Origin of the sequence: Mucilaginibacter gracilis, from assembly GCF_003633615.1 — a bacterium.
Lineage (GTDB): Bacteria > Bacteroidota > Bacteroidia > Sphingobacteriales > Sphingobacteriaceae > Mucilaginibacter > Mucilaginibacter gracilis.
The window spans coordinates 5,177,326-5,193,707 of sequence record NZ_RBKU01000001.1 but is presented as its reverse complement, the minus strand read 5'-3'; the positions used below and the strand labels follow the sequence as shown (position 1 = coordinate 5,193,707).

Below are 16,382 nucleotides of genomic sequence, written 5' to 3'. Positions count from 1 at the left end.
AATGCAAGGCACCCTTAAAAATCCGTTATATATCCGCCTACAGGCAGGCTTTTCGGAATGGCTGCGCATATTGAACTTTGAACCGACGAGCCAACGGGATATGCCTAAAATGTTGGCCGAGCTTCTGGAATACCTGGAGAACCAAAATTGTAACCACCCGCACGAGATACAGGAAGCGCACTTAAAAAGCTACCTGAACCATCTGCACGAGCGGCCATGTAAAACAAAGGCCGGAGCGATCAGCCTGAACTATATCCGTAAGCATCTACAGGTCATTAAAAAGTTTAGCCGGTACCTGACAGAAAGCGGACAGGAAAGCTTCACAGTCAAGCTTCGCATTAAGGGCAAGGCCAGTAATGTTAAAAGCATATTGACCACTAACGAGGTTAATAAATTGTATGATGCCACCAAAGAGGATGCTTTAGGAATGCGGGATAAAGCTATGCTGGCTTTATATTACGGCTGTGGCTTGCGTAAAAACGAGGGTGTAAAAGTTGATCTGCGGGACATACTGATCGAAAAAGACCTGGTATATGTGCGCAAAGGAAAAGGCCACAGGGAGCGTTATGTGCCATTGGCCAAAAGCAACAAAGCTGACCTCGAAAACTATATCCAGTATGCCCGGCCTTACCTGGTTAGCGGTAAAAAAGATGATGCCTTATTGCTCAATATTAACGGTAAAAGATTGAGCGGTGCCACCGCTTACGAACGTTTGCAAAAGCTACGAGCCGAAGCCAGGCTAAAGAAAGCCGTAGGGCTGCATACGCTTCGCCACAGCATTGCCAGCCACCTGCTGCATTCAGGAATGAAGTTAGAACAGATCCAACGCTTTTTAGGCCATAGCAGCTTAGAAAGCACGCAGATCTATACCCACTTAAAGCATGAGCAAGTTTGAGGAATACTTACAGGGAACGGGCTTTAAGCCGCAAACCGTTTATCAGCACCGTAAATATGCCAGCTACTTTTTAGCATGGATGGCTGAACAAAGCCTGGCTATAGAGCAAATTACCTACACCGAAATACTGGACTTTGCAGACCACTTAAAAAAGGATAATAAAAATATCAACCTGATCAATAGAATGATGTTAGCGGTCAGGTATTACTTCACTTACCTGCAAAATGAAAGGCAGATCAGTTACAACCCGGCAGCAGGTATCAGCCTGAAAGGAACAATCAGAACTGTGCCCCATGACCTGTTAGAAAAAGCAGACCTGGAAGCACTTTATCATAGCTACGAGATCAAAGACGAACGAACCCATCGTAATAAAGTAATTATAGGCATGTTGGTTTACCAGGCATTGACCAGGGAGGAACTGGAAACTATCCGGCCGGAGCATTTGAGATTGAGAGAGGGTAAAATCAATGTACCAAAAACAGGTAAGCAGAACGACAGGATATTACCACTACAACCCCATCAGATCTTAGACCTGCAGGAATATATCTTACTGATACGGCCAAAACTGCAAAGCAAATCAGAACGTTTGTTTACCGGCAGGTATGATATTGAAAACCTACAAAACACCTTGCTGCACCTGGGCTATGCATTGAAAAGGATCAATCCTAAATACAAACATGCGGTACAGGTCAGGCAAAGTGTGATCACTGAATGGCTAAAAGAAAAAGACCTGCGGACAGTTCAGTACATGGCCGGCCATCGATACGTCAGCAGTACCGAACGTTACCGGGAAAGTAACCTGGAAGAACTGAAAGAAGCCTTGCTAAAACATCACCCTCAAAAATAAAAAGTGCCCTAACGGTATCAAAAACGCAGATCGAAAGTCGGAGTTTGAATTGTTGCATATAAGATAAATCCATTAGAAAGGAAGACAGCACCCTGCCGGGACTGTCAAATGATGGTTTATACAACCTGTAATAGCAAGCTTAATCCCCCCGCACATGGAGGCCTTTTGTTTAATTTGGGGCTATCTCCCAAAGCCCCCAAACCCCCGTTGGATCGTTTACGTGCCGGATGCAAGCCGCACATATCCACCCACAACCCACGCTTACATCCAGCCCGAAAACGTCTGCCTTTTTTACGCTTAATAAATTGCCTTTTCCAAATTAGCAAGATGTACGTTTGTGCCACAAACAGATCTTGCGGCCATGCCGAAAAAATGCGTTTTGGCATTTAGCAAGATAAACGATTGTCCGACAATCGATCTTGCCCCGACTGCTCCGAAGTCGCCGGGGGAACTGCTGAAAGACCTTTGTAATTATATATCTCACACCATAAAAATAAGAGCATAGGGGTTCAGGTGATCTTCTGTTAAGCAACCAAAAGCGGGAGAAGCGGGAGCTGTCAAGGGAACGTGGAATAAATGGCCTGGTGCGTGAAAGGCTTGTGGGTTTATGCCGCGAAAGTCCCTTTACTGCTTCCGGTTCGGAGGCTACCTTTGCGGTAACAGATGGTCAGCTTAACCAGGTCAACAACCACCAACCCACCAAAAAAACCAACGCACCCACGGCCTTGCAAAAGCAAAACTAACGCTTATCTTTACCCTTACAAACGTTCTTTATAGCACCCAAAAAGTGCAAACCGAAAACCTGGAAAACAGTAAAAAAAGTGTGGTAGCCAGTACGATTACGGTGCACGTTTCTACGACCCTGTAATTGGGCGTAATACATCAATTGATCCTAAAGCAGAATTAAATCGAAGGTGGTCACCTTACTCTTATGGTTTAAATAATCCGATTAGATTTATTGATCCAGATGGTATGGTTCCAAGTGACTTTACGGATGAGGATGGAAATAAAAGACACGTAGAAGATGGTTCAACAGCTCAATATCAGGAGGTAGGAAGTGATGTAAACAGGCATTACGAGTTTACAGGTTTCGATCAATCTAAAGCCAATCCTGGTGTTCCATTTGCACCTGAATCTAATACGGTAAATTTAACAACAGCTATTCAAGAACAACAGAACTTAAATGCGTCTAATACAGCTTTAAATCCAATTCCAGGTGGAGCTACTTTTTGCAATTATGCAACCCAAAATATCTTCAGTACGGTGGCTTCTGCAACGAATAATTCATCTGGTTTACCTATAACTGGTATGGCTAATAGCATGGTTGACCAAATGAATTGTAATACTACTTTTATCAAAACGGATCAAAGCAATGCTCAGGCAGTTGCAGATAAAGGCGGATTAGGAATTGTGGGGTTAAAAGAAGCAGGTCATGGCCATGTTGTAACTTTCTCAGTTGGAGCTAATGAAGATAAAGGGCAAATGGCAAACATTGGGCGTAATAACGGGTTCTTGAATATAAACAATCAGGGCGATGGCACAACGCCTGTTTTTGGCTCTAAAAATATGGCTAATACTCAATACTTTATATTAAATCCAGCGATTACCCCGAAATCACTTCCGGCTCCAAAACCAACAACAAATCCATTAACAGGCTTTTAATCATGAAAAGAATAATAATATTAATTATAGTCATACAATCCATTGGTAGTCAATTATATGCCCAAAGTGATTTGCCTATAAGCAAACAAAACCTTACAGGTGTTTGGCAAATAAACAGTCCACGTGTTGGAAATGGTTATGCAGAATGCTTTAGCTTTTTTGGAGATGGTACTTTTGTTTTTCAATACGATCCTTCAGATGATACAAGAGGCATCATTAAACTAAAAGGTAAATATCGATTAGATAAAGGTGGTTTATATTTGACGATTTTATCCCGAGTTGAAAGAGTTGGCGGAAAAATACTAACAGGTGCTGGGGGGACTGACGAATACTTATTTGTTTTTGATAATGATAAAATAAAGCAGGTCAATGAAATAGCACCAAAGGAATTAGATCCCCTAATTATATCAAAGGTTAATATGGCTAATAACAAAATTGACCTTCTTATCAACAATAGACACTATTATAAAATATCAAAAGACCCCAATACAGTTAAAAATCAGTAATAATATGAAAGCCCCTTTTAAGGCACGAATGGTCGGAAGAAATTCCGGCCATTTTTTTATGTTTTAAAAAAGAGTCCGGGATCACCTCCACATTGAACGACAATAAGTGCGATAGCCAGGTCTCTGACCTCCATTGTAAAACGTCTTTTAGCGGTTTTGTAACCGATGCCGTTGCCCTTTTTATAGATCAACAGCAGCATGCTGGTGATCAGTGTCATATATAGCATTACCTGTAAGCCGTTATTATTAAGTGAAACCAGATGGCTTACATTGAGTTCCTGTTTGAGGAACCGAAAAAAGACCTCGATATCCCAGCGCCTGCGATAGGCCTGTGCGATATCTTTGGCTAATAAGTCGAACTCATTGGTTAACAGCCAGTATTCTTTACCCTCATCAGATTTACTTTTTACAATGACCAGGCGAAAAGGACGATCGACCAGTATCTCTATGTAATGTTTGTTTCCGCGTTTATTGATTACAGGCATCCCTGTATAAAGCCGGACAATGCTGTCTTTTAGTAAAATGGATTCCCCCATATCCATGTCCTGCCCTTCGACAATCAGCGATTCTACAGGCTCGAACTTCCTGTTCTCCTTTGCCCGGCAGATGAAGGTTATCTCGCTTTCACTGAAAGCTTTCATTGTCCGGGTAGATTGAAGTCCCCTGTCTAATACATAGATATTCTGATGTCCCGGCTCTTTTTTAACATGCGAGATGACTACTTCCGGTAAGGCATTGTCTTCGTTGCCATAGTTTGGGCTGGTGAATACTTGAGCCAGACCGGGCAGTATACCATCAAAAGCAAGGCTGTATTTGACCGCTTTCTTACTGCTGCCGGAAAGGGCGATGCCTTCGGTTAACTTTCCGGCGGTTTCACTAACTATTGTACTGTCTACACGGATCAGGTTATATTGCTTTCTTTCTGTTAAAGTGTAAGCCGCGGAAAACTGCTCATAGATAAATTCGTAGATCTGCCTGAAATAATCCGGGTCAACTTTAGATAATCTTTCCGAGATAGAACTCCGGCGCACCTTTTCATCTTCATCAAGGTTAAAAAGCAACTTGAACATGGAATCGTTAAAGGTATCCTCAAGACTTCTCTGGCTAAGCCTGTCATTTTCCAAAATTCCGTACAGCAGCAAATAAAACAACTTATTGCCATGCAAAACCTTTGCGTAATGATCGATCTTGGTTGTGAGTGACAAATTTGCTATCAATGCTTCAGGAATGAAGCCTAAGAGCTGTTTTACGGTGACGCTATGATCTTTAAAAATGGCCATATCTTATTGATTTACAGCATTTAATATACCTAAAATCATTAAGAAAAACAAACAAATAATTGATAATCAGATAGTTAAATAAAAAACAAAACCTCTCTGAAAACAAAAAAGTCGGAAGAGTTAATCTTCCGACCATTCGTGCTTTTAAGGGGCTTTTTTCATTTACTTTACATATTCCTGTATGTGCCTTTTAGTTAGAAAGGCATCGATAAAAACCTTTACAATATGCTTATCTTCAGCATTCAATAACTCTACTTCTTTAAACTGTTTAAGCAGTTCCCGGTCGGTCAATTGTGCCGTTATTGCCGGATCACTCACATCATCATTAACCAGGTAGTCAGCAGTTGTATCCAATGCTTTGGCCAACTTAGAAAGCATATCGGCTGCTGGTTTAGCCTTTCCTATCTCATAACGGCCAATCTGCACATACGTCAAGCCGACGATTGCGCCAAGCTCCGCCTGTTTTAGTCTTTTTTGGGTACGTAGCTCCCTGATCCGGCTTCCTAAACTCATTCTTCCTTTAATCCTTTAACCTCAAAAATACTAAGAATGATACATAAAATGCGTGGTAAAATACAAATGGGTATCATTTGCTTTTATGAGCATAGCATCATTATTATTGCTGCACTAAAAAGCATTATAACATCTAATTAGATATGAATGTAGTACCTAAGTTAATTATAGATAATCCAGAGTTATTACTTTACATGGATGGTAAACTGCATATAACCGTCCTGGGCGGTATCAAACTGACCGGCTTTGACCGCTTAAAAGTAACATTGAAGATGGTCTGTGGTGGCAACACAAACAAAGCCTTTCGCCACAACCTCGACCTGTACAACAGTGTTCAGGCAGAACACCTGATTGAAAAGTCAGCCGAGGCATTAGATGTGGCTGCCGCTGAACTGGCGAAAGTCATCAGCCGCCTGACTACTGCCCTGGAAGATTACCGATCCGAACGGCTGGAAGCCATGAAGCCTAAACAGGCAGAAAAGAAACAGCTTACCGAGGCCGAACGTAAGATTGCCCTGCAATACCTTAAAGCGCCAGGCCTGCTCGGACGGACCCGGCAGGCCATCTCTGCCAGCGGCATAGTTGGCGAGGAAGTGAACAGCCTGATCGCCTACCTGATCTATACCTCCAGAAAGCGGAATACACCGCTGCACCTGATGTGCCTGGGGCCTTCCGGAACCGGTAAGACCTGGTTACAGGAAAGGGTCAGCGAGCTGATCCCGGAAGAAGACAAGCTGGAGATCACCATGCTGTCCATGAACGCTTTTTACTACTTCGGTAAGGATGAGCTTAAAAATAAGTTGCTGCTAATCGAGGATATGGACGGCGCGGATAACGTGCTGTACCCGCTCCGGGAACTGCAAAGCAAGCGACGGATCAGTAAAACGGTGACCCTGAAAGACAGCAAGGGTAACCTGAAAACAGTTACGCTTAATGTCGAAGGCCCCGTGTGTGTCAGCGGGTGTACCACCCGCGAACAGCTTTACGAAGATAACGCCAACCGCTGTATCCTGCTCTACACGGATGATAGCCCAGAGCAGGATAAAAAGATCATGGACTACCAGCGCAGGCAAAGCGCCGGGCTGCTTGATCACCAGGCCGAGCGCAACGTTCGTGAACAGCTGAAGAATGTCCAGCGCCTGCTGCAGCCGGTCGGCGTTAAAAACCCTTTTGCTACTTACCTGCAACTGCCGGAGGCTATCTTTAAGCCCAGGCGCACCATGCTGCTGCTCTTGTTGTTTACCGAAACGATAACGTTCTACCACCAGTATCAGCGGGAACTGCAAACTGATACCACTACCGGTGAGCAGTATGTGGAAACCACGATTGAAGATATTGAGGTTGCCTTTTCGCTGCTGGAAACCACCCTCCTTAAAAAGAGTGACGAGCTAAACGATGCCTGCCGTTCATTCTTTGAAAAGCTGAAAGCCTGGCTTCGGCAAAACGACAGCGAAACCTTTTACAGCAAGGAAGTACGTCCCGTCTTTCGGCTCAGCCCAAGCAGTTTGAGCCGTTACCTGTATGAACTGGAACGCATGGGTTATATCAAGATCGCGCGCGGCAGCCGCTATAAAGGCTTTGAATACAAGGTACAAAGCTGGGATGATCTGGAAACCCTGACCAATGATGCCCATGAAATGATGGAAAATATCCTTATTGAGATACGTAAGGTAAATCATAGTAGCCCAGGTGTAGCCCAAAGCCCCGATGGGTTACATAACACGCAGAAAACCAGCAAGAAAACCGCAGTAGCCCAACAACAATAGAAAATGCAAGGCACCCTAAAAAATCCGCTGTATATCCGGCTGCATGCCGGGTTCACTCAATGGCTGCGGATACTCAACTTTGAACCTACCAGTCCCCGCGATATGCCCAAAATGCTGGCCGAGTTCCTTCTTTACTTAGAAGCCCAAAACTGCGACCATCCACACGATATTCAGCCAGATCACCTTAAAAAATACCTGGAATATCTGCATGAAAGGCCAAGCCAGACCGCTGCCGGTGCGATCAGCCTGAACTATATCCGGAAACACTTACAGGTGATCCGCAAGTTCAGCCGTTACCTGATGGAGAGCGGCCAGCCCAGCTTTACCGTGAAATTGCGTATCAAAGGCAAAAGCACCAATATCAAAAGTATATTGACCCTGGCCGAGATCAGCAAGCTTTATTGTGTGGTTAAAGATGATATATACGGGCTAAGGGACAGGGCGATGCTTGCCCTGTATTATGGCTGCGGGTTACGAAAGAATGAAGCTATAAACGTCAATGTTAGGGACATTCTGCCCGATAAGGAACTGGTTTACGTCCGCAAAGGGAAAGGTTATAAAGAGCGTTATGTGCCACTGGCGGGTACTGCTAAAACCGATCTGGAGAACTACATTCTGTATGCCCGTCCGCACTTCGCCGGTGATAAAAAAGAGGATGCTTTACTGCTCAATGTTAGTGGCAAAAGGCTCACTGGTCAAACCTGCTATGACCGTTTACAAACACTGAAAAAAGCGGCGACTATCCAAAAACCTGTGGGCCTGCATACCCTGCGGCACAGTATTGCCAGCCACCTGCTTCATTCCGGCATGCAACTGGAACAGATACAGCGCTTTTTAGGGCATGGCAGCATGGAAAGTACGCAGATCTACACCCATCTTCAGCATGAACAAAAAATATGAGTTCGCCCCGGCTACGCTGGCCGCTTTAGAACCTTTCCGGGAATATCTGAAACAAGAGCAGTTCAGCCACAGCTACATCCATCAAACCATCAACTATACAGCTACATTCCACGAATGGTTAACCGGCCAAAGCCTGGAGTTAGCGCAGCTTACCCATGCCGATGTGATGGAGTTTGCCGACCAGCTCAGGCAGAAAGGCTTTAGCATCAAGCTAATCAACCAGATCATGCGGACTTTGCGATATTACTTCTCGCACCTGCAACAGGAACAGGAGATTGGCATCAATCCGGCAGCGGGAATCATACTCAAAGGTACGGTCAGAAACCTCCCGCACGACCTGTTAACCATGCCTGAAATGGAGGCGCTATATGAAAGTTACCAGGTCACTGACAATCGTACATACCGCAATAAAGTGATCATTGGCTTGCTTGTTTATCAGGGTGTTACGCGGGATGAACTGAGCCATCTGCGCCCTGAACATCTGAAACTAAGAGAGGGCAAAATCCATATCCCCGCAACTGGCAGACAACTGGGCCGGTTACTTCCATTACAGCCTCACCAAATCCTCGAACTGCATGAATACCTGTTGGTGATCCGTCCGAAAATACTGGCCGAGCGCCTGGCCGAACGACCAGGGCGAAAGCCGAATCATTACAAAGATGAACAGGAAATTGAGCGTTTGTTTATCAGCATAAATGCCCAGGAAGACATCAAAAACAGCCTTTTACACCTTAACTACGCGCTTCGAAGACTCAACCCTAAATACAAACACGCAAAACAGATCAGGCAGAGTGTCATCACGGAATGGCTGAAAGAAAAGAACCTGCGTACTGTTCAATATATGGCCGGGCACCGCTATGTAAGTTCAACTGAAAGGTATAAAACCACCAATCTGGAAGACCTAAAAGAGGCGCTTAACAAGCATCATCCACTAACTTTATCTTAAAAAAAACGCCGCCCTTACCCAACAGAATCTTTAAAAAATAACCAACCCGGCAGGCCTGTGTGGTAAAAATCAACCAACAACCTGGGCTTGTAAGAAAAAAAATATCTGTTAACTTTACGAGCCTAAACGTTCTTTATAGCACCGAAAACGTGCAAGCTGAAAAACCAGGGAAAATCTTAAAAGTTACAAGGGGCTATACGATTATGGCGCGCGCTTTTATGATCCGGTAATTGGAAGAATGACAACTATTGACCCTCATGCAGAAAAGTACGCAGGCCTGTCATCTTACGCTTATGTTGGCGACAATCCAATGAGCTTTATTGATCCGACAGGGAAAGATTTAATTAGAATCCCGGTGCCCAATGGAAATGGAGGAACAAAATATGCTGTTGTTGATTCCAAAATAGCAAAGCAAGCCTATGATTTTGCATGGAAAATGTATGATACATATGGAGCGGTAGTGACTGAAAGTTACAGGACAGATGATCAACAAAGAAATGTTTCCGGCTCAGGGGGGCTTAAGGCTAAAGTTGGTAAAAGTAGGCATCAACAAGGATTTGCTTTAGATTTTGGAGTTAAAAAAGCCTATTACGAAGATAAAGATTCGCAAAAAAGTGAATCTTTGAACGCCTATAAGACTGAAGTAGGCCAATATGGGGAGGGTGTAAGTAATTTTGATTGGCGGTATGGATTAAAAGATTATCCTCACTTTGAACAAGATGCCCGAGATTATGGTTATGGTTCTTTTCAAGATGCATATAACACTAATAAAAATGATTATGCGAATAAAGGAGGGGTTAATGGGTTACCCATATATGATCCCAGTAAAGAAACTGACGTAACGTTAACAGTTAATGTTAACGGAACGGATGTCACAGTTCATGGAACCAGGTTGTCCGACAGCGAAGTTCAAGCAGTAAAAGATTATCTTAAAACAATACAGGATAAAAAGAAAAAGGATGATAAGTAGTAAAAAAATAGGAATTATATTAGGGCTTTTTGTACTTTATAGTGCAGTAGCTCAGGGCGATAAATTGAGTAATGGGGTTTTAAAATCAAATTCTCGCCTGTACTTGTCGAGTGTATCTGATTTTCTGAAAAATAAAGATACTTCGACTTTTAATCTTACAAATTATGGTGGAACAAAAGTGCTTGATTTCGATGATAATAACACAATCAATATAATTTCAAAAGGAATAAAACTAATTGTAAAAGAAGAATCGGAAGACTCTTATACTTTATTGGTTAACATAAAAGGTAAATTAATACTGTCGAAAAAACACATTAAAGGAATAAGTAAAGTGTTCATTGATAAAGATTACCTGCTGTTTTCAATATTTACATATGTCGATGAAGATGGCAATAATGAAGGTAACGGATATATTCTTAACTTAAATAACAACTCGGTTAAAGCTTTTTCAAGACAACTGAAAAATACTTGCAATCCATTGATTATGAATAGCTATGTCTACTTTATTGATGGTCTAAGCTTAATTAAAACGGATTTGGACTTTAAAAGTCAAAAAAGTTTTAGAATTACATATTTAAGTACAAGCAAAAAGAAAAGCCTCACTTACTTGGACAAGTACCTGATCTGTAGGCTATCAAAGCAGGATAGCACTAAGCTTGTAATTGATTTTGCACCCGATAAATCGTTGAGTAAATGTAAATCTTATTGTGGTAATGTAGATGCTTCTTCAAAAGTTATATTATTGAAATAGGCTGATAAATAAACAAACAAAGTCCCGAATCGGGGCTTTGTTTGTTTATGCTAAGTTGAGCGCGTTAGAAAGCGATTCCTTTAACCTTTTTTTAGATACCAGGGCATCCAATATTGTAAAAAAGGCTGACTTCTCTTTTTCTTCTAACTGATCGATCAAAGCCATTTTCTCAATGATCGATTTATCATAAGAGTTCACTTCCAGAATATCTTCTTCAACATTCACCAGTTCAGCAAGGCCAACACCTAAGGCCTGGGCCACTTTCTCAATGGTAGAGAAAGCAGGATCTGTTTTGCCGTTCTCAATTCGTGAAAATTGTGCCTGATCCATATCCAAAGATAAAGCCACCTCTTTCTGTGAGAGATTCTTAGCCGTTCTTATCTTTTTTATCTGGTCGCCAATGTTCATGTAAATGCTTAATAGCACATCTAATTTCGCTATTGATGATTGATTATTCAAATTGTTCCATTGGGTAAGTAAATGAAAATTGACTAATATATCAAATATAAGAACTATCGGTCTTAATCGATAAGTCAAGGCCGATATTCGTGTATAAGATCGCCAAATCAACCCTTTTAATATGACAGAGCAAATAACACACGTAAAATATATTATGTGATCCTATTGCCACTTTTGATAAATTATTCAAACGTAAATTGAAATACGTATCATATTTGATTAATTAATCAAATATGATAGCTTTGGTGTTTGATTAATAAGCTATAAACTTTATTCATGGCTAAAACGCAACTGATCACAGACAACCCGGAACTGCTATTGTACTTAGACGGCAAGCTGCACATCACCGTATTGGGCGGCATCAAGCTGACCGGGTTTGACCGTCTGAAAGTAACGCTTAAACTGGTGAATACGGATGATAAGCAAAACGTCTTTCGTCATAGCTTAGACCTTTACAACAGCATTCAAACCGAGCAGCTGATCGAGAAGTCAGCCGATGCACTCGACACCGGCACCCGCGAGATCAGCACGGCCATAACCGGGCTGACCACTGCCTTAGAGCAGTACCGATCAGAGCGATTGGAGGCGATGAAGCCCAAGCAGCCGGAAAAGAAACAGCTTACCGATGCCGAGCGCAAAGCCGCCATAGCTTACTTAAAAAGCCCTGACCTGTTAGGCCGGACAAAGCAGGCCATCGGCCAGAGCGGTATCGTGGGCGAAGAAACCAACGCCTTGATCGCTTATCTCATTTATACCTCGCGTACCCGTGAAACGCCGTTACACTTGTTATGCCTGGGTGCCAGCGGCACCGGCAAGACCTGGTTACAGGAAAAAGTTGGCGAACTGATACCCGAAGAAGATAGACTGGAAATCACTACGCTCAGCGTAAACGCCTTTTACTACTTCGGCAAGGATGAATTGAAATACAAGCTGCTGTTGCTTGAAGATATGGACGGCGCAGAAGATGTGCTGTACCCGATCAGGGAACTGCAAAGCAAGCGTAAGATCAGCAAAACGGTAACGCTGAAAGACAGCAAGGGCAACCCAAAAACCATCACCCTGCAAGTAGAGGGGCCTGTTTGTATCAGCGGCTGCACCACCAGGGAGCAGATGTATGAGGACAATGCGAACCGCTGCATCCTGCTTTACATGGATAACAGCCCGGAGCAGGACGTGAAGATCATGGACTACCAGCGTAAAATGAGCGCAGGCCTGATCGATCAGCACGCAGAAAAGAAAGTACGCGAGCAGCTTAAAAACGCACAGCGCCTTTTAAAACCTGTCAGCGTTAAAAATCCTTACGCCCCATACCTGCAACTGCCGGAGGCTGTTTTTAAGCCACGGCGCACCATGCTATTGCTTTTGCTGTTTACCGAAACGATCACCTACTACCACCAGTACCAAAGGGAACTGAAAACGGACGAGGACACCGGGGAGCAGTATATTGAAACCACGATTGAGGACATACAGGCCGCTTTTAGCTTACTGGAAACCACTTTGCTTAAAAAGAGCGACGAGTTAAACGATGCCTGCCGGGGCTTCTTTGAAAAGCTTAAAATCTACCTGAAAGAAAAGGACACCGATACTTTTTACAGCAAGGAAGTACGTGCCGCATACCGGTTAAGCCCGAGCAGTATAGGGCGTTACCTGTATGAACTGGAACGGATGGGCTATATCAAGATCGCCCGTGGCAGCCGCTACAAAGGCTTTGAGTATAAAATACAAAGCTGGAACGACCTCGAAAACTTAGCCAGCGATGCGCAAAGCATGGTCAGATCAATCCTGGAAAACATTCAGTTAGTAACCCGTATCCCACCGGTAACCCAAAGCCTTAGTGGGTTACATAAAATGCAGAAAATCAGTGGCGAACAACCAGTAACCCACGACTAACAGAAAATGCAAGCCACCCTATATAATCCGCTCTATATTCGCCTGCATGCAGGCTTTACCCAATGGCTGCGCATCCTCAACTTTGAACCCACCAGTCCGCGCGATATGCCTAAGATACTGACCGAGTTCCTGATCTACCTGCAAGATAATAACTGCCATCGCCCGCATGACATCCAGCAGGAGCATTTGAAAAAATACCTGGAACGCCTGCACGAGCGGCCAAGCAAAACCGCCGCCGGTGCAATCAGCCTGAACTACATCCGTAAGCACTTACAGGTGATCCGCAAGTTCAGCCGCTACCTGACCGAAAGCGGGCAGGAAAGCTTTACGGTAAAGCTGCGCATCAAAGGCAAAAGCTCCAACGTGAAATCCATCCTTAGCCTGGCCGAGATCAGCAGCTTATACGAAGCTGTCAAAGATGAAACGCCCCTGGGCTTGCGGGATAAAGCTATCCTGGCCTTGTACTACGGCTGCGGCCTGCGTAAAAACGAGGGGGCCAATATCAATGTTAAAGACATCCTGTTAGATAAGGCACTGGTTTACGTGCGTAAAGGCAAAGGCTATAAAGAGCGTTACGTGCCGCTGGCCGGAACGGCCAAAGCCGATCTGGAGAACTATATCGTGTATGGCCGCCCACTTTTGGCCACGGATAAAAAGGAGGATGCTTTGTTATTGAATGTAAACGGCAAAAGGTTAAGCGGTCACATGGCCTACGAACGCCTGCAAAAGTTAAAGGACATCGCAAAGATCAAGAAGCCAGCAGGCTTGCATACGCTACGCCACAGCATTGCCAGTCATTTACTGCATTCAGGTATGGCTTTAGAGCAGATCCAGCGCTTTTTAGGGCATAGCAGCATGGAAAGTACGCAGATCTACACCCATCTGAAGCATGAACAAAAGATATGAGTTCACCCCGGCCATACAGGCGGCTTTGGACAGTTACCAAACCTATTTACAGGAAGAACATTACGCCAAAAACTATATCCGGCAGAACAGCAACTATGCGGGCATCTTCCTGGAATGGATAGAGAAAGAAAGCCTGGCCGCCACACAGGTTACCCATGCAGATGTATTGGAGTTTGCCGATCAGCTTAAACAGGACGGCTATACGATCAGGCTCATTAACAGGGTAATGCTGGCCGTCAGGTATTACTACACGTGGCTGCAACATGCCGGGCAGGCCACACATAACCCCGCAGCGGGTATTATCCTAAGAGGCACGATCAGGCACGTTCCCCACGATCTGTTAACCCAACCGGAGTTAGAAGCACTTTACGAAAGTTACCCGATAACCGACGAGCGAACCCACCGTAATAAGGTCATTGTAGGCTTGTTTGTTTACCAGGCATTAACGCGGGAAGAACTGGAAACGTTGCGCCCTGAACACCTGAAACTACGGGACGGTAAAATACACATCCCTCAAACGGGTAAGCTGAATAGCCGCGTACTTAGCCTTGAACCTCACCAAATCTTAGACCTACAGGAATATATACTGATCGTTCGGCCTAAGATACTGGCTGAACGTATGACCGAACGCTCCGGCAGGAAGCCGGACAAGTATAAAGCGGTGGAAGATGTACAGCGGCTTTTTGTTACGATGAATGGGCAGGAAACCCTTAAAAATAGCCTGTTGCACCTTAACTATGCTTTGCGAAAGATCAACCCGAAGTATAAACACGGGATGCAGATCAGGCAAAGCGTGATCACGGAATGGCTGAAAGCAAAGAACCTGCGCACGGTTCAATACATGGCGGGGCACCGCTATATCAGCAGCACCGAGCGTTACCAGACCAGCAACCTGGAAGACCTGAAAGATGCGCTTAATAAGTTTCACCCCTTAAACCTCACCTGATCATCAGGTGATCTTCTGTTAAGCAACCAAAAGCGGGAGAAGGCGGGGCAGTCAAGGGAACGTGGAATAAATGGCCTGTGGGTGAATGCCTTGCGGGTTTATGCCGCGAAAGTCCCTTTACTGCACTGGCTTCGGAGGCTACCTTTGCTGCGACAGATGATCAACCAACCCGGTCAATCCCGGCCACAAAAACCATCAACCAACGACCTTGCAAATGAAAAACTTACGCTTATCTTTACTGTTACAAACGTTCTTTATGGCACTGAAAAAGTGCAAAATGGAAAATATACACAAACGTAAAAACTTTGTGGCAGCCAATACGATTACGGTGCACGTTTCTACGACCCTGTAATTGGAAGGATGACATCGATTGATCCAAAAGCTGAACTGAATAGAAAGTTCTCTCCTTTTGTTTACGGCAATGATAATCCTATTAGGTTTATTGATCCTGATGGAATGTTTTCAACAGATGTTACCCAAAATAGTGACGGTACTTATAAGGTTGTTGCTGCTAAAGCTGATGGTGATAAAAAGGTCTATGTGCAAAATTCAGATGGACAGCGAACTGGTCAAGTGATTGGTCAAACGGTTACAGATCATTCGTTTTTAGGTGATAATGGTAAAGCTGTAGTTGGAGCGACCATTAATCTTTCAGATAAGTCAGGTCAGAACTTCCTAAATAATCTTATGGGAGATAAAAAATTGGGTCTTTTCAGTTATATGAATAACGCTAAAGGAGGTCAGAAATATGATTTTAAAACAAATGGCCCCAACGGAGAAGCAAACTGGATGAAAGGTAATGTTGCAAAGGGTGACCAAGCTGCTTATAGTTACCGGGGCGGTACTGTTGATGGAGTTCCAGGTTTAAGTGGTGGTGGCGGACTTCCAACAATTGCGTCTGCTCGTGACATAGGAAATATAGGGGCCGGATTTGTGGCTGGAAGTAACGGAATGAGTTGGAGCGATGCAAGATTAGGCTTTGATGCATTGCAAAGCAAGCAACAAGGACAAATTGCAACAGAGGGCCAAACCACACAAATGGCAGAAAGAGTAGGATACGGCTTAGGGGTAAATATGTTTAATACACAGCATCCCTTTAAGTCTTTATTCAAGATAGAGCCTGGTTTACCAGTTCATTAACATAG

At 43.9% G+C, this 16,382-nt stretch carries 15 protein-coding genes and 3 pseudogenes; 15 read left to right on the top strand and 3 right to left on the bottom strand.

Features of this window, described 5'->3' with window-relative positions; translation table 11 throughout:
• Position 1 precedes the first annotated feature (1 nt).
• The 6 genes and pseudogenes from BDD43_RS23045 (at position 2) to BDD43_RS23025 (ending at position 3,910) form a co-directional block, all read left to right on the top strand.
• A complete protein-coding gene (locus BDD43_RS23045; RefSeq protein WP_121200161.1) occupies positions 2-895 on the top strand; it encodes a tyrosine-type recombinase/integrase in 894 nt (297 codons plus the stop codon).
• Positions 882-1,742, top strand: coding sequence for a tyrosine-type recombinase/integrase (locus BDD43_RS23040; RefSeq protein ID WP_121200159.1), 861 nt, complete (start codon positions 882-884; stop codon positions 1,740-1,742). Before BDD43_RS23045 ends, BDD43_RS23040 begins: the two co-directional genes overlap by 14 nt.
• 584 nt (positions 1,743-2,326) lie before the next feature.
• The gene (locus BDD43_RS30225) at positions 2,327-2,485 is read left to right on the top strand and encodes a hypothetical protein (protein ID WP_162847155.1); all 159 of its coding nucleotides are present in this window, start codon (positions 2,327-2,329) and stop codon (positions 2,483-2,485) included.
• Positions 2,486-2,585: 100 nt separating this feature from the next.
• A pseudogene (locus BDD43_RS30895) lies at positions 2,586-2,705 on the top strand (RHS repeat-associated core domain-containing protein); the annotation flags it as partial.
• A 9-nt stretch (positions 2,706-2,714) separates the two neighbouring features.
• Positions 2,715-3,404 carry a hypothetical protein gene (locus BDD43_RS23030; protein ID WP_246001752.1) on the top strand — a complete coding sequence of 230 codons (690 nt, stop codon included), beginning with the start codon at positions 2,715-2,717 and terminating at the stop codon, positions 3,402-3,404.
• A 2-nt stretch (positions 3,405-3,406) separates the two neighbouring features.
• Positions 3,407-3,910 (top strand): hypothetical protein, encoded by a 504-nt coding sequence (locus tag BDD43_RS23025; protein WP_121200153.1) that lies wholly within the window; start codon positions 3,407-3,409, stop codon positions 3,908-3,910.
• Between the two features lie 56 nt (positions 3,911-3,966).
• On the opposite strand, the gene BDD43_RS23020 is transcribed toward BDD43_RS23025, so the two are convergent.
• Positions 3,967-5,190: an IS4 family transposase gene (locus BDD43_RS23020; RefSeq protein ID WP_121200151.1), complete on the bottom strand. Its 1,224-nt coding sequence runs from the start codon at positions 5,188-5,190 to the stop codon at positions 3,967-3,969.
• A 162-nt stretch (positions 5,191-5,352) separates the two neighbouring features.
• Positions 5,353-5,703, bottom strand: coding sequence for a helix-turn-helix domain-containing protein (locus tag BDD43_RS23015; RefSeq protein WP_121200149.1), 351 nt, complete (start codon positions 5,701-5,703; stop codon positions 5,353-5,355).
• Between the two features lie 143 nt (positions 5,704-5,846).
• Here BDD43_RS23015 and BDD43_RS23010 point away from each other — a divergent pair, with 143 nt between their 5' ends.
• From BDD43_RS23010 to BDD43_RS22990, 5 genes and pseudogenes are all read left to right on the top strand, one after another.
• Positions 5,847-7,469: a P-loop NTPase family protein gene (locus BDD43_RS23010; RefSeq protein ID WP_121200147.1), complete on the top strand. Its 1,623-nt coding sequence runs from the start codon at positions 5,847-5,849 to the stop codon at positions 7,467-7,469.
• A 3-nt stretch (positions 7,470-7,472) separates the two neighbouring features.
• Positions 7,473-8,369 (top strand): tyrosine-type recombinase/integrase, encoded by an 897-nt coding sequence (locus BDD43_RS23005; RefSeq protein ID WP_121200145.1) that lies wholly within the window; start codon positions 7,473-7,475, stop codon positions 8,367-8,369.
• The gene (locus BDD43_RS23000) at positions 8,353-9,315 is read left to right on the top strand and encodes a tyrosine-type recombinase/integrase (RefSeq protein WP_162847154.1); all 963 of its coding nucleotides are present in this window, start codon (positions 8,353-8,355) and stop codon (positions 9,313-9,315) included. The genes BDD43_RS23005 and BDD43_RS23000 overlap by 17 nt, the downstream gene beginning before the upstream one ends.
• Before the next feature lie 190 nt (positions 9,316-9,505).
• Positions 9,506-10,285, top strand: a pseudogene (locus tag BDD43_RS22995) (RHS repeat-associated core domain-containing protein); the annotation flags it as partial.
• Entirely contained in the window at positions 10,275-11,036 is a 762-nt protein-coding gene (locus tag BDD43_RS22990; protein WP_121200140.1) for a hypothetical protein, read from the top strand. The pseudogene BDD43_RS22995 and the gene BDD43_RS22990, both read left to right, overlap by 11 nt.
• 45 nt (positions 11,037-11,081) lie before the next feature.
• On the opposite strand, the gene BDD43_RS22985 is transcribed toward BDD43_RS22990, so the two are convergent.
• Positions 11,082-11,462, bottom strand: coding sequence for a helix-turn-helix domain-containing protein (locus BDD43_RS22985; protein WP_211339717.1), 381 nt, complete (start codon positions 11,460-11,462; stop codon positions 11,082-11,084).
• 309 nt (positions 11,463-11,771) lie between these two features.
• Here BDD43_RS22985 and BDD43_RS22980 point away from each other — a divergent pair, with 309 nt between their 5' ends.
• From BDD43_RS22980 to BDD43_RS22965, 4 genes and pseudogenes are all read left to right on the top strand, one after another.
• Complete coding sequence (locus tag BDD43_RS22980; protein ID WP_121200137.1) at positions 11,772-13,385, top strand: hypothetical protein; 1,614 nt, start codon at positions 11,772-11,774, stop codon at positions 13,383-13,385.
• 6 nt (positions 13,386-13,391) lie between these two features.
• Positions 13,392-14,291 carry a tyrosine-type recombinase/integrase gene (locus tag BDD43_RS22975; RefSeq protein ID WP_121200135.1) on the top strand — a complete coding sequence of 300 codons (900 nt, stop codon included), beginning with the start codon at positions 13,392-13,394 and terminating at the stop codon, positions 14,289-14,291.
• Positions 14,275-15,237: a tyrosine-type recombinase/integrase gene (locus tag BDD43_RS22970; protein ID WP_121200133.1), complete on the top strand. Its 963-nt coding sequence runs from the start codon at positions 14,275-14,277 to the stop codon at positions 15,235-15,237. The genes BDD43_RS22975 and BDD43_RS22970 overlap by 17 nt, the downstream gene beginning before the upstream one ends.
• Before the next feature lie 327 nt (positions 15,238-15,564).
• Positions 15,565-16,377 (top strand): annotated as a pseudogene (locus tag BDD43_RS22965) (RHS repeat-associated core domain-containing protein); the annotation flags it as partial.
• Between the last annotated feature and the right edge of the window lie 5 nt (positions 16,378-16,382).